We start from the raw sequence: 17908 nt of genomic DNA, 5'->3' as shown, positions 1-17908 counted from the left end.
TGTCGCGTTCCGCACGTCCGGGGAGACCCCGGTCACGCGCGCGGCTGGCAGCGGGGGCACCAGTAGGTGGTCCGCTCCCGGCCCGGGTCGCCGACCTGACCGGCCTCGACGAGGGTGCGACAGCGCAGGCACGGCTGACGCTGGCGGCGGTAGACCCAGACCGGGTTGCGCCGGTCGCCGGTGGTCAGCGGCTGGCCGTGCTCGAGGCCGGAGCGGATCATCTGCCTCGCCCGGCGCAGCAGGCGCAACGGGTCCCCGACGGCGGCGACGGGCGACTGCGGGTGCACGCCCTGGACGAAGCAGACCTCGGAGAGCCAGATCGTGCCGAGCCCGGCGACGACGGTCTGGTCGAGCAGGGCGGTGCCGAGGACCCGGTCGGGCTGGGCGGTGAGCCGGGCCAGCGCGTCGGCCTCGTCGTCCGCGCTCCAGGCGCCGAGCAGGTCCGGGCCCAGGTGGCCGACGACGGACGGCTCCTCGGCGGTCGGCAGCAGCTCGACCACGCCGAGCAGGAAGCCGATGGCCTCCGCCCGGGCGCTGCGGAGCACGACCCGGGCGTCGTGGGCCGGGCCCGGCCAGCGGGCGCCGGGCGCGATCACCCGCCAGCTGCCCTCCATCTTGAGGTGGGTGTGCAGGGTGAGCGAGGTGCCGCCGGGCATCGTCATCCGGGTGAGCAGGTGCTTGCCGTGGGTGGCGGTCCGCTCGACGGTGGCGCCGGTCAGGTCGGTGGTGGCGAGCTGGGGGACCCGCAGGTCGGACCCGTTGAGGACCTGGCCGGCGAGAGCCCGGTCGAGCCGGTCGGCGGTACGCCGGACCGCGTCGCCCTCAGGCACGGACCCGGAGCCCCCGCGGTGTGGCGACGAACCCGGCGGCGGCGAGGGCGTCGCGCAACGGTCCGCCGCTGCCGAGCAGGGCGGTGCCGTCGGCCCGTTCGACGGTGAGCTGCCCGAGCGTGCCGCGGCGTACGGCGCTCGACAGCGCCTCGGCGGCCGGGGTGAGCAGGTCGAGGTCCTCGGTCCAGGTGAGCAGTGTGCGCCCGCCGCGCTCGACGTAGAGGACCAGCGCACCGTCGACCAGCACCACGAGCGCGCCCGCCTTGCGGCCCGGGCGGTGTCCGCTCTCCTGCTCCCGCTCGGCGCTCGGCCAGGGCAGCGCGGCGCCGTAGGGGTTGGCCGGGTCGGTGGCGGCGAGAGCGACGGCGACCGGCTTGGCCTCGAGGTCCTCCCCGAGCGGGGTGGAGAAGGACCGCAGCCGGTCGACGGCCCCGGCGGTGCCGAACTGGGCCGCGCCCAGGCCTTCGACGAAGTACCCCCGGCGACAGCGGCCGGCGTCCTCGAAGGCGCTGAGCACCTTGTAGACCGCGGCGAAGCCGCCCGGCACCCGCTCGTTGACGACGGCACCCCGGGTCACGACGCCGTGGCGCTCGAGCAGCTGCTCGGCGGCGGCGTGGGCCCGTCGGGTCGGGTCGGTGTCGATCGCGGGCAGCAGCGACCAGCGGCCGGCGGTCTCGGGCGGGCCGGTGCGGGCGACGCGTCCGGGGCGGGCCGGGGCGCGGCGGGTGCGATGGGCCGCGCGGCCCGAGCGGGTCAGGGCGCGGAGCGGAGTGAGCGTGTCGTTGGTGAGGTGGCCGCTCCACACCAGCGCCCAGAGGGCGGAGCTGACGGCGTCGTCGAGGGGCGCGTCCTCGCCGGCGTCGAGACAGGCACGGGCGACCTGGTCGGCGACCTGTCGGAAGAACCAGGCGCCGCCCGGTGCGAGCGCGTCGAGGACCCGCCGGTGGAGCGGGTCCTCCACGGGACCGGGGGCGGGGAGCGTGAGGTGCGCACGGTCGGCGAGGTGGAGCGAGACCCAGCCGTCGCTGCCGGGCAGCGCGCCGTGCCCGGACCACACGACCTCGCCGGTCGCGGTCAGCTCGTCGAGCAGCGCCGGCTCGTAGTCGCGCACCCGGGCCGGGAGCACGAGCGACTCCAGCGCGCTGGCCGGCACCGGGGCTCCGGCGAGCTGCTCGAGGGTGTGGAGCAGGCCGTCGACGCCGCGGGGGCCCTTGCCCCCACCGGTGGTTGAGCCTGTCGAAACCTGGTGCCATGCGGTCGAGAACCGGGCCAGCGTGGTCGGCTCGACCGGCTCGATCTCGTGGCGAAGCCGGGCCAGCGAGCGTCTCCGCAGCCGGCGCAGCACCTCGACGTCGCACCACTCCTCGCCCGCGCCGACCGGCCGGAACTCGCCGGACAGCACCCGGCCGTGCGCCTCCAGCCGCTGCAGGGTGTGGCGGACCACTGCCACGCCCAGACCGAGCCGGGTCGCCACCTGCTCGGCGGTGAACGGCCCGTGGGTGCGGGCGTAGCGGCCCACCAGGTCGGCGAGCGGGTCGTCGACGGGCTCGGTGAAGGCGGCGGGGGTGCCGGGCGGGGCCGGGACGCCCAGGCCGTCACGCAGCCGGGCGACGTCCTCGACGACGGCCCAGGCGTCGCCGTACGGCATCCGGACCTCGACCGCCCGCCGCGCGGTCACCAGGTCGGCGAGCCAGTCGGCGACCGGGGCGTCGTCGCGGGAGCGGGCGGCGACCTCGGCGGCGGTGAGCGGGCCGAGCAGGCGGAGCAGGTCGACCAGGCCCTCGGCGTCACGCGCGCGACGCTCGGGGGTGGTGCGCTGGAGCTCGGCCTCGACCTCGGCGAGCACGTCGGGGTCGAGCAGCTCGCGCAGCTCGGCACGACCGAGCAGCTCGGCGAGCAGGCCCTGGTCGAGGGTGAGCGCGGCGGCTCGGCGCTCGGCGAGCGGCGAGTCGCCCTCGTAGACGAACTGGGCGACGTAGCCGAACATCAACGTCCGCGAGTACGGCGAGGGCTGGGTCGTCTCGACCTCGGTGACCGTGACCTCACGCTGGTCGACCCGGCGCAGCAGGGTGGTCAGGCCCGGCAGGTCGTAGACGTCGTTGAGAACCTCACGGACGGTCTCGAGCACGATGGGGAAGGCCGGGTAGCGGGCGGCGACCTCGAGCAGGGCGGCGGCCCGCTGACGCTGCTGCCACAGCGGAGAGCGCCGGCCGGGATCGCGGCGGGGGAGCAGCAGGGCCCGCGCGGCGCACTCGCGGAACCGGGCGGCGAAGAGCGCGGACCCGCCGACCTCTCGGGTGACGATCTCCTCGATCTCGTCGGGCTCGAACGCGATCAGGTCGGCGCCGGGTGCGTCGGCGTCGGTGTCGGGGATCCGGATCACGATGCCGTCGTCGGAGGCCAGGGCCTGCCCGTCGACGCCGTAGCGCTCCCGCAGCCGGGCGTTGATGGCCAGCGCCCAGGGCGCGTGGACGGCGGTGCCGTAGGGGGAGTGGACGGCGAGGCGCCAGTCGCCGAGCTCGTCACGGAAGCGCTCGACCAGGACGGTGGTGTCGCTGGGCAGCACCCGGGTCGCCTCGACCTGCTCCCGCAGGTAGGCGACCAGGTTGGCGGCGGCGTTGGCGACGAGCCCGACCTCCCGCGCCCGGGCCTGCGCGTCGGCGTCGGGCAGCGCGGCGAGCTCACGGGTGAACGCACCGATCGCCTCGCCGAGCTCGGTCGGACGTCCGGCGGTGTCGCCCTTCCAGAACGGCAGGCGCCCGGGGACGCCGGGCGCGGGGGTGACGATCACCCGGTCGTGGGTGATGTCCTCGATCCGCCAGCTGGTCGCGCCGAGGGCGAACACGTCGCCGACCCGGCTCTCGTAGACCATCTCCTCGTCGAGCTCGCCGACCCGGCGGTTGGTGCCCTCGCCGGCGAGGAAGACGCCGTAGAGGCCGCGGTCGGGGATGGTGCCACCGCTCGTGACGGCCAGCCGCTGGGCGCCCGGGCGCCCGGTGACGACCCCGGTGACCCGGTCCCAGGTGACCCGCGGGCGCAGCTCGGCGAACTCGTCGGAGGGGTAGCGCCCGGCGAGCAGGTCGAGCACCGCGTCGTAGGCCGAGCGGGGGAGGTGGGCGTAGGGCGCACTGCGCCGGACCAGCGCGAACAGCTCGTCGACGTCCCACTCGTCGACCGCGGTCGCGGCGACGACCTGCTGGGCCAGCACGTCCAGCGGGTTGGCCGGCACACGGAGCGCCTCGATGCCGCCGGTGCGCATCCGGGCCACCGCCACGGCGGCGGGCGCCAGGTCGCCGCGGTGCTGGGGGAAGAAGACTCCGGTCGAGGTCTCGCCGACCTGGTGGCCGGCACGCCCCACGCGCTGGAGGGCGCTCGCGACGCTGGGGGGCGAGGCGATCTGGAGGACCAGGTCGACGGCACCCATGTCGATGCCGAGCTCGAGACTGCTGGTGGCGACCACCGCCGGCAACCGGCCGGACTTGAGGTCGTCCTCGACGAGCGCGCGCTGCTCCTTGGAGACCGAGCCGTGGTGGGTGCGCGCCAGCACCGGTGGGGCGCCGGCGGCGGCTCCGGACTGCGCCATCACCTGCGCCGGGGGCGTGATGCCGTCGGTCGTCATCTCGGCGGCGATCTCGTTGAGGCGTGCGGTCAGCCGCTCCGCCGTCCGCCGGCCGTTGGTGAACACGATCGTCGAGCGGTGCTCGCCGATCAGCTCGGCGACCCGTTGCTCGACGTGCGGCCAGATGCTCGCCCGGCTCGGCGGTGCGGTGGGGTCGTCGTCCTCGACCACCTGGCCGAGCTCGGTCATGTCCTCGACGGGAACCTCGACCCGCAGGTCCCACTCCTTGCGGGTGGGTGGGGCGACGATCTCGACCGGCGCGGTGCCGCCGAGGAACCGGGCCACCTCCTCGGTGGGCCGGACCGTGGCCGACAGCCCGACCCGTTGGGCGGGCCGGGGGAGCAGGGCGTCGAGCCGCTCGAGGCTGAGCGCGAGGTGGGCGCCGCGCTTGGTGCCGGCCACCGCGTGCACCTCGTCGACGATGATCGTCTCGACGCCGCGCAGGGTCTCCCGGGCCTGGCTGGTGAGGATGAGGAAGAGCGACTCGGGCGTCGTGATGAGCACGTCGGGGGGCCGGGTGGCGAGCCGACGCCGTTCGTTGGCGGGGGTGTCGCCGGACCGGATGCCGACGCTCACCTCGGGCAGCCCCACCGTTGGTTGAGGTGTGAGGCCGCCCGCGGCCGAGCCTCGAAACCCGATCCGCTCCGCGGTCTGCCGGATGCCGGTGAGCGGGGCGCGCAGGTTGCGCTCGACGTCGACCGCGAGCGCCTTGAGCGGGGAGACGTAGAGGACCCGGGTGCGGTGGCGCCGGTCGTCGGGTGCCGGCGTGGTGAGCAGCCGGTCGAGGCTGGCGAGGAAGGCGCTGAGCGTCTTGCCGGAACCGGTCGGCGCGACGACGAGGGTGTGGTGGCCCCGCGCGATCGCGTCCCACGCGCCCACCTGGGCGGCGGTGGGCTCGGCGAACGCGGCACGGAACCACGTGCGCGTCGCCTCGCTGAACCGGGCCAGGGGGTCCTCCATTCCGTCATCCTCCCGCACGCCACCGACACGGCCGTCACAATGGGCCCGTGGCTGTGGAGGAGGAGCGTCGGCGGAGCGAGCTCGCGCTGGTCGCGGGCGTGGTCGTGCTGGCGGTCCTGTGCGCCGGATTGCTGCTGCGCGGTGGTGACGAGCCCGAGCGGCCGGCCGCCGTACCGACGCCCGCAGCGCCCACCCCGACTCCCACTCCGACTCCGGCCCCGGCCCCCGCGCCGGACCCGTGCGCCCGGCAGGCGAGCGCAGGGTTCGTCCCGACGACGATCAGCGTCCCCGGGGTCACCCGGAAGGCGCGGGTGCTGGCGTTGCCGCGTGACGCGGCGGGCGTGCCCGGTGTCCCCCCGGTCGCCGACAAGCTGGCCTTCGCCTGGGACCGCGGCGGCATCGAGCCCGGCTCGGCTGCGGGCCACGTGCTGCTCAACACCCACACCTGGCCCGACGGCACCGCGATGGGCAACAAGCTGCTCGCCGGCCTCGACGTCGGCGGTCGGCTCGTGCTCGCGGCCGGGAAGGGCGAGACCCGCCGGACCGCCTGCTACACCGTCACCGAGCGGACCGAGGTGCTCGCCAGCGCCGGCTTCCCCGGCTGGGACGCCGCCGACGGGCCGCCGGAGGTCGTGATCGTGGTCTGCTCGGGCAAGCGCCTCGGCCCCGGGAACTGGACGCACCGCACGCTGTGGTTCGCCAGCCCGGCCACGGCTGCCTGACGGCTACCCGACCGGTTCCGGTACGACGGCCGGCCGGCCGTTCACCGTAGCCGGGAGGTGCCGCTCGAGCACTGTCGCCACGACGGCGATCGCGCCGCAGCCGAGCACCATCAGCGCGATGAGCGCGGTCCCGTGCCCGCGCTCGAGCAGGAGCCCGGCGACGACCGGTCCGGCGACGGTGGCGGCCTGCACGGCCGCGGAGTTGAGCGCGTTGTAGCGCCCCCGCAGGTGGTCGGGAGCGAGGTCGTTGTTGATCGCGGGCAGGGTGGGCTGGAGCAGGGTCTCGCCGATGCCGAAGACGATCCCGAAGCCGAGCAGACCGGTGACGGCGAGGGCGCTGCCGGGGGCCAGGGCGCCGGCGCCCATCAGCAACCAGGCGGCCGCCCACAGCAGAGCCATCACGGAGAGCACCCGGGTGCGCCGCCGGCCGCGGATCCGGCCCATCACGGTGAACTGGAAGGCCACGATCACGAAGGTGTTCAGGGCGAAGCCGACCCCGATCATCTCGGTCGACAACCCGGCGTCGCCACGGGCGAACGCGGGCAGGCCGACCTCGAACTGGCCGTAGCCGATGAAGGTGGCCACGAAGGTGAGCAGCGTCAGCCAGCGCACGGCCGGGCTGCGCAGGATGGTGCGGTACCCGGGCGCGGCCCCGGCCTCCAGGTTGCGCGGCGCGTGGAGCACGCGGCCGTGGACGTGCCGCAGCGGGCCGAGGAAGAGCGCCAGCGGGATCAGGCCGGAGGTCGCGTCGGCGAGGTAGATCGCAGTGAACGTCTCCGGCCGGGCGACGTCGGCGAACAGGCCGCCGACGATGCCGCCGACGCCGAGACCGAGGTTGATGAGTGCGAAGTTGACGCCGAAGTACTGCTGGCGCACCTCGCCCTCGACGACCGTCGCGATGAGCGAGTTGAACGCCGGCATCGAGGAGCCGAAGTTGACCCCCACCAGGACGAGCGCCACCGCTGCGCTGGCCGGGGTCGTGGCGAAGGCGAGCAGCACGGTGCCGAGCACCATCGACGACTGGCCGCCGAGCATGACCGCGCGGGCGCCGTACCGGTCGGTCAGGGCGCCACTGGGGCCGGTCACCACGAAGGCGGCGACGGCGATGGTCGCCATCAGCACGCCGGACAGGCCGAGTCCGAAGCCGCGCACCTCGTGGAGGTAGATCAAGGTGAAGGGCAGCACCAGGCCGCGGCCGAGCGTGGAGATCGCGACGGTGGACAGCAGCCACCGGCCTTCGGCGGGAAGTGCGGTCCAGAACGACTTCAACGAGATCATGCGTGGACCGGGCGCTTCACAACCGAAAACTTTACGGATGCGGCAAGGTCGCCACGAAATTGTGCGGGGTCAAACCACCTCGGGTGTGGGGGACGCCACGCCGACACCCCCGTTGGCGGCCGCCGGGACGTGCCGTTCGAGCACCAGCGCCATCGCCGCGATCGCTGCACAGCCCGTCACCATGGTCGCGATGTAGGCCGCCGCGAGGCCGTGCTCGAGCAGGTACCCGGCAACCACGGGGCCCGCGATCGCGCCGCCCTGGAAGGCCGCCGCGGTGATCGCGTTGTAGCGGCCACGGGTGTGGTCGGTCGCGAGGTCGTTGGCCATCGCCGGCACCGTGGGCTGGAGCAGGGTCTCGCCGAGCGCGAAGACCGCCATGTAGGCGAGCACGCCCGCGACCGCCAGGGCGCCACCCGGGACGACGCCGGCCGCGCCGAGCAGCCCCCAGGCCACCGCCCAGATCAGGGCCATCACCACCATCACCCGCGTGCGCAGGTGGCGCTTGATCCGGTTGAGCACCGAGAACTGCAGGACCACGATCACCACGGTGTTGACCGCGAACGCCAGACCGACGGTGCGGGTCGATACCTCGGCGGCCTGGCGAGCGAAGCCCGGGAAGCCGGCCTCGTGCTGGCCGTAGCCGATGAAGGTGCCGACGAAGGTGAGCAGGGTCAGCCAGCGCACCGCCGGCTGCCGGAGGATGGTGAGGTAGCCGACGCTCGCCGGCGCGGAGCCGTCCTCCGGCGCGGGAGCGCGGCCGTGGACGTGGCGTAGCGGGCCCAGCAGCAGCGCGAGCGGCACCAGCCCGGTCAGCGCGTCGCCGACGAAGATCGCGGTGAACGTGTCCGGCCGGTCGACGTCGGCGAACAGGCCGCCGACCACCCCGCCGACGCCGATCCCGAGGTTGACCAGGGCGAAGTTGATGCCGAAGTACTGCTGACGCAGCTCACCGCTCACCACCGCCGCGATCAGCGCGTTGAACGCCGGCCACGAGACCCCGAAGTTGAACCCGACCAGCACCAGTGCCAGGGCGGCCACCGCCGGCGTCGTCGCGAAGGCCAGGACGAGGTTGCCGGCGATCATCGCGGCCAGGCCGACCAGGAGCACCGCGCGGGCGCCGTACCGGTCGACCAGCGCGCCGCCCGGCCCGGTCACCAGGAACCCGACGACCGCGATCAGCGCCATCAAGGTGCCGGACAGGCCGAGCTCGAAGCCGCGGACCTCGTGCAGGTAGATCAGCGTGAACGGCAGGGTCAGGCCGCGGCCCAGGGTCTGGATCGCGACCGTCGACAGCAGCCAGCGGCCCTCGGTGGGCAGGGCCGCCCAGAAGGCCTTCACTTGGGCGGCAGGGACGCGGCGTACGACGCGCCGCGGTGCACCCACGCGCCCAGCGCCTCGTCGGTGGCGAGGTCGGCGAGGTCGACCCGCAGCCAGCCGCTCATCGCTCTGCCGCGCATCTCCATCGGGTACGCCGGCGTCGTGGCCACCAGCTCCTCGCCCTCGGCCGGGTCGACCCGCACCATCAGGCCGCCCTGGCCACTGGCGGCGACGGCCATGTTGCCGGCGACCATGAGGCCCAGTCCGCCGAACATCTTCCTCTCGGTGAGCTCGCGCCCCGCCGCAGCCGGCTCCTCCGCGAGGAGGTCGCGGAGCCGCCCGGCCAGCTCTTCGTCGTACGCCATGGCAGCAGGCTAGGACCGGCCACCGACATCGCTCGACCCGTTTACGACGGCTGCCAGGCGGGGTCGCGGCCGATGAACCCGATCAGCCGGTCCTGCCAGCGCGCGTCCCCGGCGACCGGCACCCGCGGACCGTACTGCCCGCTCTGGCGCAGCATCTCGTCGAGCGGCTCCATGCCGTGCAGCATCACCCGGCAGCGCTCGGCGTCGAGGGTGTCGTCCTGGCCGGTGGCGCGGGCGAGGTCCCAGGTGTGCAGGAAGACGTCGCCGGTGTAGAACTGCGCGATCGCGCGGGGGAGCGGCAGCGGGGGGAGTCGGGGGTGCGTGAAGGTGACGTCGGCGTACGCCGGGTCGTCGAGGACGGCCTGGACCGCGGCAGCGTGGTGGTCCCACGCCGCGACCGGGTCGACGTCGACGTCCGGGCCGGGTGGGAGCTCGATGTCGGAGCCGTCGGCGAGGAACGCGGGGAACCACTCGACCAGGTGACGTACGACGTCGCGCGCCCGCCACTGAGCGACCGGCGTCGGCGCGTCCCAGCCCTCCGCGGCCACCCCGCGCACCCTCGCGCCGAAGGTGCCCGCGATGCTGCGGTGCTCCTCGGCCGGAGCGCCGGGGATCACTCCGCGTCCCCGGAGAGCGAGGCGAGAAGGCGGTCGAGGGCGGCGTACCCCTCGGTGATGCCGACCTCCATCCCGCTGGCGAGCATCCCGGCGCGGGACTCGAAGTCGTAGACCACCGACAGCGCCTCGAGCCGGGTGCGGTCGCCGGGCAGGGCGACGAAGACCATCGTGTCGAGGCTGACCGCGTCGGGCATCTCCTCGAAGCCGAAGGTCTGCACGATCCGTTCGTTCTCGTCGACGCGGTGCACCGCGCCGTAGAAGTGGGCGATCTCCGCGCCGTCGCGCAGCGCGGTGTAGCGGTACGCGCCGCCGGTGCGGATGTCCCACAGGTCGATCGCCATGCCGACCGAGTCGGGGCCCAGCCACTGGGTGACCAGCTCGGGCTCGACGTGGGCGCGGAAGACGAGCTCGCGCGGGGCGTCGAACTCGCGCACGATCCGGACCGTGGGGACGTCGGGATCCGCCTCGATCAGGACCTCGGGTGCCGTGCTGCTGGTGCTCATCCTGCTGCTCCTTCGCCTCGCTCGTGCTCGTCGTCCGTGGGCGGTGTGCTCGCCCTGCATTCGGGCGAGGACCTGGTCCAGGCGCCGGTAGCGCGCCTCGGCCTGCTGCCGGTAGCGCTCGATCCACTTCGTCATCAGGTCGAACACCTCCGCGTCCAGGTGGACCGGACGCCGTTGCGCGTCGCGGCTGCGCCGGACCAGGCCCGCCTCCTCGAGCACCTTGAGGTGCTTGGAGACCGCCTGCAGCGAGACGTCGTACGGCGCCGCCAGCTCGCTCACCGTCGCGTCGCCCGCCGCCAGGCGGGTCACCATGTCGCGGCGGGTCGGGTCGGCGAGGGCGGCGAAGACCCGGGAGAGCCGATCGTCTTGCTCAACCATGTGGTTGATTAGATGCCGATCGGCCGCGACTGTCAACCATCGGGTTGAGGAGGTGTTGCGGTTTGGTCCCAAACCGCAGCATCTGCCGGCGTGTCGTTGCGGTTGGGGACCAAACCGCAACGTCCTCGGCCGAGATCAGCCGCGAGCCATCGGGGGAGAGACGACCGTCGCCGTACCCCGTCGGTAGAGCAACGCCCGCCGTCCGCCGGCCTCGGTCGCCTCGCCGCGGACGTCGGTGGGGACGACGAAGCCGTCGGTGCCGAGGACCTTGCGGCGGAAGTTGCCGAGGTCCGGGGGCGTGCCCCAGACGGCGGCGTACACGCGGCGCAGCTCGGGGAGGGTGAACGGCTCGGCGACGAACTCGGTGGCCAGCGTCGTGTACTCCAGCTTGGCCCGGACCCGTTCGCGGGCGTCGAGCAGGATCTGCCGGTGGTCGAAGGCCAGGGTGGGTCCGTCGTCGCCCTCGAGCAGGTCGTCGACGACCCACCAGCGGGCGTCGGCGGCGTCGGTGCCGGCCTGCGGTTCGGGCAGGTCGGGGGCGAGGGCGACGTGGGCGATGGAGACCACGCGCTGGCGCGGGTCGCGGTCGGGGGCGGAGTAGGTCCGCAGCTGCTCGAGGTGGCCGGGGAAGCGCGCCATCCCGGTCTCCTCGCGCAGCTCGCGCCAGGCGGCCTGCTCGGCGTCCTCGTCGGGCTCGACGAACCCGCCCGGCAGTGCCCACGATCCGCGGAAGGGCTCCTCGCCGCGCTCGACCAGCAGCACGGCGAGCGCGCCGTCGCGGATGGTGAACACGGCCAGGTCGACGGCCACCGCGAACGGCGGGTGGGGGGCGGTCATCGGGCCACCTCGACGCCGGCCGCGGCCAGCTCCTCGATCGCCGCCTTCGACGAGTCGGGGGCGACGCCGGCGTGCAGGCCGTCGAGGAGCCGGACCCGGAAGCCCGCGCGGACGGCGTCGAGGGCCGTGGCGCGCACGCAGTAGTCGGTCGCGATGCCGGTGACGTCGACCCGGTCGACGCCCGCGGACCGCAGCACGTCGGCCAGCCGCTCGCCGTCGGCGGTGATCCCCTCGAAGGCGGAGTACGCCGGCTCGCCCATGCCCTTCACCACGTGGTGGGTGACGGCGGAGGTCTCCAGCTCGGGGGCGTACTCGGAGCCGGCCTCGCCCTGGACGCAGTGGACCGGCCAGGTGGTCACGAAGTCCGGTTGCTCACCGGGGGCGTGGAAGTGGCCGCCGTTGGTCTCCCCAGCGTGGTGCCAGTCGCGTGACGCGGCGACCACGGCGTAGTCGCCGGCGTGGGCGGCGAGGTGGTCGCTGATCCGACCGGCGACCTCGCGGCCGCCGGGGACGCCGAGCGAGCCGCCCTCGACGAAGTCGTTCTGGACGTCGACGACGATCAACGCCCTCGTGCCGGGTGCTGCCATGGCTGTCTCCTCTCGAAGCGTGGCGGTCAGGTACGCCGGTCCGGCGGCGACCGTGCGCGCGTCGGCCGGCAGGGTGGCCAGGGTCGCGGCCGCGAACGCGCGGACCTCGGTGAGCGGGGGGCGGTGCACGACCTCCCCGGCGCGGACCAGTGCGACCTGGACCGGGCGTGCGCCGGGGCCGGGCCGGGGAGCGTCCTGGCCGGTGAACCACTCGGCGAGCAGGGTGCCGCCGGCGTCGTACTCCCGGAAGGCGTGTTTGCGGCCGCCCACCGATCCCTTGTCCTTCGACTTCTTCGCAACCGAGCGCAGCGGCTCGCCCGGGGCGTCGGCGATCGCGACCAGCTTGTAGACCATGCTCGCGGTGGGGTGGCCGGAGCCGGTGGCGACGCGGGTGCCGACGCCGTAGCCGTCGATCGGGGCGTCCGCGAGCGCGGTGATGACGAACTCGTCGAGGTCGCTGGTCACGACGATCCGGGTGGAGGTCGCGCCGAGCGCGTCGAGCAGGACGCGCGCCTTGTGCGACTCCTCGGCCAGGTCGCCGGAGTCGATCCGGACGGCCCCCAGGCCGGTGCCGGCGACCTCGACGGCGGTGCGGATGCCCTGGGTGATGTCGTAGGTGTCGACGAGCAGCGTGGTGCCGACGCCGAGTGCCTCGACCTGGCTGCGGAAGGCGTCGGCCTCGGTGTCGTGGGCCAGGGTGAACGCGTGGGCGGCGGTTCCCGCGGTCGGGAGGCCGTACCTCCGCCCGGCGGCCAGGTTGCTGGTGGTCGCGAACCCGGCGAGGTACGCCGCCCGCGCGGTCGCGACCGCCGCCTCCTCGTGGGTACGGCGCCCGCCCATCTCGATGATCGGCCGGCCCTGCGCGGCGTCGACCATCCGGGCGGCCGCGCTGGCGATGGCGGTGTCGTGGTTGAGGACGCTGAGCACCAGGGTCTCGAGCAGGAGGCACTCGCCGAGGGATCCGCTGACGGTGAGGATCGGGCTGCCGGGGAAGTAGAGGTCGCCCTCGCGGTAGCCGTCGATGTCGCCGGTGAACCGGAAGTCGGCCAGCCACCGGGCGGTCTCGGCGCCGATCACCCCCTGCTCCTGCAGCCACGCGAGCTCGTCGGCGTCGTAGGAGAAGTGCTCGATGGCGTCGAGCAGCCGGCCCAGCCCGGCGAGCATGCCGTAGCGACGCCCCTCGGGCAGGCGGCGGGCGAAGGCCTCGAACACCGCGGGGCGCCCGGCGCTGCCGTCGCGCACGAACGAGTCGAGCATGGTGAGCTCGTAGCGGTCGGTGAGCAGTCCGGTGCGGTCCATCGCAGCTCCTCGATGTTGTAGTCATAATGACTATAACAGGGTTCCTCTAGTCTCCCCAGCATGGCGCGCGGCACCGAGGCGGACGAGGCCGCCGACGCGTACGAACGCCACCTCGCCGCCCGTGAACGCGACCGGCGTCGGGCACAGGGATCCTTCTACACGCCCGCCGAGCTGGTCGGCTGGGTCCTCGACCGCGCGCTGCCGACGACGGGGACGGTGCTCGACCCGGCTTGCGGGACCGGGCACTTCCTGGTCGCGGCCGCGCGCCGCCTCGGGGTCCGTGCGGTCCACGGCTCCGACCTCGACATCGACGCCGTGCGGATCGCGCGGCAGCGACTGCACGAGCTGGACCCGAGCGTCCCGATGGCCACGATCGCGCAGCAGGTCGTCGTCGCCGACGGACTCGTCGCTTGGGAGGGGCGCACCTTCGACGCGGTGGTCGGGAACCCGCCGTTCCTCGGCCAGCTGCGGCGCCGGTCGGCCGGGCAGAGCGAGGAGCACCGCCGCGGCCTGGGGGCCTACACCGACACGAGCGCGGTGTTCCTGCGCCGGGCGCTCGACCTCGTCGTACCCGGTGGGGTGGTGGCGCTCGTCCAGCCGATCTCCGTGCTCGCGGCCCGCGACGCCGGGCCGGTCCGGACTGCCGTCGCGGAGCGTGGCGCGGTCACGGACTTCTGGTGCACCGATCGGCCGGTGTTCGACGGCACGCCCGTGCTCACCTGCGTCCCCGTCGTGCGGGCCGGCGCCACGCCCGCCACCGACCCCGACAGCTGGGGCGCGCTCGCGGCGCCCGGCTTCGGGATCCCGGCGGTGACCCTCCCCGGCGACACCGGCACGGTCGGCGACCTCGCCACCTGCACCGCCGACTTCCGCGACCAGTACTACGGCCTGGCGCCCTTCGTCCGCGACGGCCTTCCCGGCGGCACCCCGCTGGTCACCACTGGACTGATCGATCCGGCCGAGTCCCGCTGGGGGAGCGCGCCGACCCGCTTCGCCCGGCAGCAGTACGACGCCCCGTCGGTTGACCTCGCCGCCCTCCGCGCCGACGGCGCACTGGCCGGCTGGGCGACCGCCCGCCTCGTCCCCAAGCTGTTGGTCGCCGGGCAGGGTCGCGTGATCGAGGCCGTCGCCGACGAGGCGGGCGCCTGGCTGCCGTCGGTGCCGGTGGTGAGCGTGGTTCCCCACAACCGGGCGGACCTGTGGCCCCTGCTGGCCGTGCTGCTCGCCCCGCCGGTCGTCGCCCACGCCGCGACTCGCTACCTCGGGACCGGACTGACCCCCGGATCGGTCAAGGTCAGCGCCCGCCAGCTCGCCGCTCTTCCGCTCCCGGCCGACGGCGGCGCCTGGGACGAGGGCGCGCGGCTTGCCGAGGCGGCCCAGCGCGCGGACGCGACCGCGCGGACGGCGTACCTGGGCGAGCTGGCCGGCGTGATGACCGCTGCCTACGGGCTGCCGGCCGATCACGAGACCGCCCAGTGGTGGCGGGGCCGGCAGCAGCGGCCGCCGGGCGCCTGACCGCCCGGTGTTTGCGGTGGCCGGTGGGTGGGCACGCGCCGACTGTGTCCCGGATGCTGACGACCCTCTCGCCGTCCCTGCCCGCCGGCCTCGAGGTGCCCGACGAGCTCGAGCAGGCCTGGTGCTGGATGGAGGACCAGGGCTGGAGCATCGCGAGCGACCACGGCTACTTCCTCGCCCCCTACGCCGGCCACCGGGTGTCCGGCGCGGTCTTCGGTGCCGTGTTCGGCGCTGTCGAGGGTTTCCTCGACCTCTGGCTGGTTCCTGGCTTCCCGGTGGACCGCCTGGCGACGATCGGCACCATCGGCAGCGACGGCTCGGCCGCCGCGATCTGGCTGGACGACGAGCGTGCGCTGCGGTTCGTCGGCCTCGGCGCGGACGGGGAGGCCTACCTGCTGGCCGACTCGGCCGTCGACTTCCTGCGCCTGGTCGCGGTCGGTCACCGGGAGCTGACCGCCGACGAGCTCGGGCTGCCGCCCGACGACGAGTCGGTCGCGGCGCTGGCGCCGTTCCGGAGCTGGGTCGAGGCGACCTTCGATGTCGTCGTGCCGGCGGAGTGGCCGGCCGTGGGCGACGACGAGTTCACCGACTGGGTGGAGCGGGCCAGTGGCGCGACCCCGCCGGCCGCGCTGCGCCAGGTGCCCGACGACAGCCCGGCCGCCGAGGTGCTGGCCGGCGACGCGCGCTCGCTGCTGCGTCACGTCGGCGGACCGGACGGATCCGGCGCGCTGCACGCTGTCGCGAGTACCGTCGGCGCCGTCGTGTCCCGCGACATCACGCAGCTGCGCTGGGCCGGCGCCGCGCTCCGGGCGGCGGGCCTCGAGGTGTCCGTGCGCCGCGGTGTCGTCCAGGCGATCCTCGTCCGCCTCGCGGCCTACCCGCGGCCCGAGGACCTCGTCGACGGCCTCGCGCCGAACGCCGGCGCCGACGACGTGCTCGCTCTGCTCGGGCCGCCGGAGTGGAGCGGCCCGCGTGCCCTGAGGTACGTCGTGGACGGGCGCTACCTGCACCTCGAGCTCGGTGCCGACGGCATCGAGCGGCTGGCCCTCATGCTCACGGCCCTCCGACCGGGCCGATGAGTCCGATGAGTCCGGGCCGGCCGGCCGGTCCGCCCCTGCATGAGCGAGTTCCTGGCTGACGGAGTCGAGCTGTTCGCGGGCATCTGCGTACGCGACCACGCGCGGGCTCGGCCGTGGTACGACGCGCTGCTCGGCGGCCCGCCCACCTTCGTGGCGCACGAGAAGGAGTCCGTGTGGGAGGTGGCCCCGCACCGTTGGCTGGTCGTCGAGGAACGACCCGAGCGCGCCGGGTACGCCGTCCAGACGCTCTTCGTCGCCGACCTCGACGCCCGGGTGGCGGCGATCACGGGCCGCGGTCTCGAGCCGACCAGCGAGGAGGTCTACGGCGCCGGCGTGCGCAAGGTGACCTTCCGGGACCCGGACGGCAACGAGGTCGGCTTCGGGGGGAACCCCGGAGCCGACCTCGTCGTGGATGCCTGAGTCGGGCTGGACTACTTCGCCGACGTGCAGAGGATCTCGGGCTCGGCGGCCACGGCGATCGCGTTGGGTGCGGGCGTCAGGTTGCCCGGGTTCTCGACCGTGGCGGTGATCCCCACCCGGAACGGGCTGGCGATCGGGACCGTCGCCAGCTCGGACTCGGTCAGGCCGAAGGACTTCGCGTAGACGGTCGACCCGTCACTCACCACGGAGACGGTCGCACGCGCGGCAGCGTCGGAGTTGTCGCTGAGGCCGAAGCGAGCACGCAGGGCGATGCAGTTGCGGTTGACGTTGAAGTCGACCAGCGGCGCGATGTTGCCCCAGTTGTACGACGTGAATGCGAGGCCGTACGACGTGCCGTTGATCGCGACCGTCTTCTGCTGGCTCCACCTCATGCTGGAGCGAGCCTTGCGCTTGGTCAGGTCGGCCCACGCGTAGACCCCGACCGTGACCTTCGCGGACCTCGTCCTCGGCCCGGAGGCGCTGACCACGCGGTACTTGCGGATCACCGCCGTGGTGGTCTTGTCCTTCAGCAGGAAGCTGCCGTCGGCCTTCACCTTGACCGTGGCCTGGGCCTTCCACGGCGTCCCGGCACGCTTCTGCTGGAGGGTCACCTTGGTGACCTTCTTGCCGGTCACGGTGCCGGTGACGACGACCTTCTTGCCGCGCTCGACCTGGTTGCTCCTGACGGAGATGTCGATCGAGGGGGCGCTCGACGCGGCACGGGCGGTCGCGTGGGCGGGGGTGGCGGGGGCGGCGACGGCCGGTGTCGCCAGGGCGAGCACTCCGGTCGGACCGGCAGCGATCGGTCCCCGGGACCGGGCGTCCGGCGGCTACCGCCCACGCAGCCGCCGCGTGAGCGTCCCGGCCGTGGCGACGACCGCGCCGCTGAGTCGCTCGCGCTGCCGCTCGTCCAGCTCCGCGGTCGGATAGGTGATCGCCACGCCGGCCACCGGCATCTCGTTGTGGTCGAGCACCGCGGCGGCCACGCTGGCCATGCCCGCGGTGACCTCGCCGTCCTCGATCGCGTACCCGCGTTGCCGGGTCTCCGAGAGCACCGAGCGCAGCGCGGTGGGGGAGCCGGGGCCGAGACCGGTGCGGTCGGTGAAGGCCGCGCGGTCGGGGTAGAGCGCCCGGACCTGGCTGGCGGGCAGGTGGGCGAGGATCGCGCGGCCGCTCGCGGTGAGGTGCGAAGGAAGTCGGACGCCGACGTCGGTCACGAGTGGCGGGCGGCCGGGCGCGCGCTCCTCGACGACGTACAGCACGTCGCGGCCGTGGGGGACGGCGAGGTGGGCGCTGTGGCCGGTGCGGTCCACGAGGGAGGCGAGTGGGCGCCGCGCCAGGCGCTGCAGCGGCGCCTGGCGCGAGTAGCCCGAGCCGACCTCGAACGCGGCGACGCCCAGGCCGTAGCGGCGGTCGTCGGCGAGATGGACGACGAAGCCCTCGTCGGCCATCGCCTGGAGCAGGTGGTAGGTCGTGGACCGCGGGATCCCGAGCTCGCGGGCGATCCGTTCGACGGCGACCGGCTCCGGCTGGCCGGCCAGGAAGCGGAGCACCCGGAGTGCTCGGGTCGCTGCAGGCACCT

At 74.4% G+C, this 17908-nt stretch carries 15 protein-coding genes; 4 read left to right on the top strand and 11 right to left on the bottom strand.

Features of this window, described 5'->3' with window-relative positions:
• Positions 1–32 precede the first annotated feature (32 nt).
• Together KU893_RS07480 and KU893_RS07475 are read right to left on the bottom strand one after the other, a co-directional pair.
• Entirely contained in the window at positions 33–830 is a 798-nt protein-coding gene (locus KU893_RS07480; protein ID WP_218233709.1) for a DNA-formamidopyrimidine glycosylase family protein, read from the bottom strand.
• Entirely contained in the window at positions 823–5409 is a 4587-nt protein-coding gene (locus tag KU893_RS07475) for an ATP-dependent helicase (protein WP_218233708.1), read from the bottom strand. The genes KU893_RS07480 and KU893_RS07475 overlap by 8 nt, the downstream gene beginning before the upstream one ends.
• Before the next feature lie 47 nt (positions 5410–5456).
• Here KU893_RS07475 and KU893_RS07470 point away from each other — a divergent pair, with 47 nt between their 5' ends.
• Positions 5457–6131 carry a class F sortase gene (locus KU893_RS07470; RefSeq protein WP_218233707.1) on the top strand — a complete coding sequence of 225 codons (675 nt, stop codon included), beginning with the start codon at positions 5457–5459 and terminating at the stop codon, positions 6129–6131.
• Positions 6132–6134: 3 nt separating this feature from the next.
• Here the strand turns inward: KU893_RS07470 and KU893_RS07465 are convergent, their stop codons facing one another.
• The 7 genes from KU893_RS07465 to KU893_RS07425 form a co-directional block, all read right to left on the bottom strand.
• Positions 6135–7409 carry an MFS transporter gene (locus KU893_RS07465; RefSeq protein ID WP_218233706.1) on the bottom strand — a complete coding sequence of 425 codons (1275 nt, stop codon included), beginning with the start codon at positions 7407–7409 and terminating at the stop codon, positions 6135–6137.
• Between the two features lie 69 nt (positions 7410–7478).
• Positions 7479–8792: an MFS transporter gene (locus KU893_RS07460; RefSeq protein WP_218233705.1), complete on the bottom strand. Its 1314-nt coding sequence runs from the start codon at positions 8790–8792 to the stop codon at positions 7479–7481.
• The gene (locus KU893_RS07455; protein ID WP_218233704.1) at positions 8744–9091 is read right to left on the bottom strand and encodes a TfoX/Sxy family protein; all 348 of its coding nucleotides are present in this window, start codon (positions 9089–9091) and stop codon (positions 8744–8746) included. Before KU893_RS07455 ends, KU893_RS07460 begins: the two co-directional genes overlap by 49 nt.
• A 41-nt stretch (positions 9092–9132) precedes the next feature.
• The gene (locus tag KU893_RS07450) at positions 9133–9708 is read right to left on the bottom strand and encodes a TIGR03086 family metal-binding protein (RefSeq protein ID WP_257441136.1); all 576 of its coding nucleotides are present in this window, start codon (positions 9706–9708) and stop codon (positions 9133–9135) included.
• Complete coding sequence (locus KU893_RS23520; RefSeq protein ID WP_306811636.1) at positions 9705–10589, bottom strand: metalloregulator ArsR/SmtB family transcription factor; 885 nt, start codon at positions 10587–10589, stop codon at positions 9705–9707. Before KU893_RS23520 ends, KU893_RS07450 begins: the two co-directional genes overlap by 4 nt.
• 135 nt (positions 10590–10724) lie before the next feature.
• Entirely contained in the window at positions 10725–11426 is a 702-nt protein-coding gene (locus KU893_RS07435; RefSeq protein WP_218233703.1) for an NUDIX hydrolase, read from the bottom strand.
• Positions 11423–13312 (bottom strand): nicotinate phosphoribosyltransferase, encoded by a 1890-nt coding sequence (locus KU893_RS07425; protein WP_306811635.1) that lies wholly within the window; start codon positions 13310–13312, stop codon positions 11423–11425. Before KU893_RS07425 ends, KU893_RS07435 begins: the two co-directional genes overlap by 4 nt.
• Positions 13313–13372: 60 nt before the next feature.
• On the opposite strand from KU893_RS07425, the gene KU893_RS07420 reads away from it, so the two are divergent.
• The 3 genes from KU893_RS07420 to KU893_RS07410 are packed head-to-tail and all read left to right on the top strand — an operon-like array spanning position 13373 to position 16326.
• A complete protein-coding gene (locus KU893_RS07420; protein WP_218233702.1) occupies positions 13373–14827 on the top strand; it encodes an HsdM family class I SAM-dependent methyltransferase in 1455 nt (484 codons plus the stop codon).
• A gap of 53 nt (positions 14828–14880) precedes the next feature.
• Positions 14881–15906 (top strand): hypothetical protein, encoded by a 1026-nt coding sequence (locus KU893_RS07415; protein WP_218233701.1) that lies wholly within the window; start codon positions 14881–14883, stop codon positions 15904–15906.
• Between the two features lie 39 nt (positions 15907–15945).
• Positions 15946–16326 (top strand): VOC family protein, encoded by a 381-nt coding sequence (locus KU893_RS07410; RefSeq protein ID WP_218233700.1) that lies wholly within the window; start codon positions 15946–15948, stop codon positions 16324–16326.
• A gap of 11 nt (positions 16327–16337) precedes the next feature.
• On the opposite strand, the gene KU893_RS07405 is transcribed toward KU893_RS07410, so the two are convergent.
• A complete protein-coding gene (locus KU893_RS07405; protein ID WP_218233699.1) occupies positions 16338–17108 on the bottom strand; it encodes a hypothetical protein in 771 nt (256 codons plus the stop codon).
• Positions 17109–17156: 48 nt separating this feature from the next.
• Entirely contained in the window at positions 17157–17906 is a 750-nt protein-coding gene (locus KU893_RS23515) for an IclR family transcriptional regulator (protein ID WP_257441133.1), read from the bottom strand.
• Positions 17907–17908: the final 2 nt, after the last annotated feature.

This window comes from Nocardioides daeguensis (assembly GCF_019192965.1).
GTDB classification, from domain to species: Bacteria; Actinomycetota; Actinomycetes; order Propionibacteriales; family Nocardioidaceae; genus Nocardioides; species Nocardioides daeguensis.
This window is presented reverse-complemented; position numbering and strand designations above follow the sequence as displayed.

Coding starts and splice junctions, on each gene's coding strand:
- KU893_RS07435 (WP_218233703.1), bottom strand. CDS start 11,426: ATGACCGCCCCCCACCCGCCGTTCGCGGTGGCCGTCGACCTGGCCGTG.
- KU893_RS07415 (WP_218233701.1), top strand. CDS start 14,881: ATGCTGACGACCCTCTCGCCGTCCCTGCCCGCCGGCCTCGAGGTGCCC.
- KU893_RS23520 (WP_306811636.1), bottom strand. CDS start 10,589: ATGGTTGAGCAAGACGATCGGCTCTCCCGGGTCTTCGCCGCCCTCGCC.
- KU893_RS07425 (WP_306811635.1), bottom strand. CDS start 13,312: ATGGACCGCACCGGACTGCTCACCGACCGCTACGAGCTCACCATGCTC.
- KU893_RS07455 (WP_218233704.1), bottom strand. CDS start 9,091: ATGGCGTACGACGAAGAGCTGGCCGGGCGGCTCCGCGACCTCCTCGCG.
- KU893_RS07410 (WP_218233700.1), top strand. CDS start 15,946: ATGAGCGAGTTCCTGGCTGACGGAGTCGAGCTGTTCGCGGGCATCTGC.
- KU893_RS07465 (WP_218233706.1), bottom strand. CDS start 7,409: ATGATCTCGTTGAAGTCGTTCTGGACCGCACTTCCCGCCGAAGGCCGG.
- KU893_RS07420 (WP_218233702.1), top strand. CDS start 13,373: ATGGCGCGCGGCACCGAGGCGGACGAGGCCGCCGACGCGTACGAACGC.
- KU893_RS07475 (WP_218233708.1), bottom strand. CDS start 5,409: ATGGAGGACCCCCTGGCCCGGTTCAGCGAGGCGACGCGCACGTGGTTC.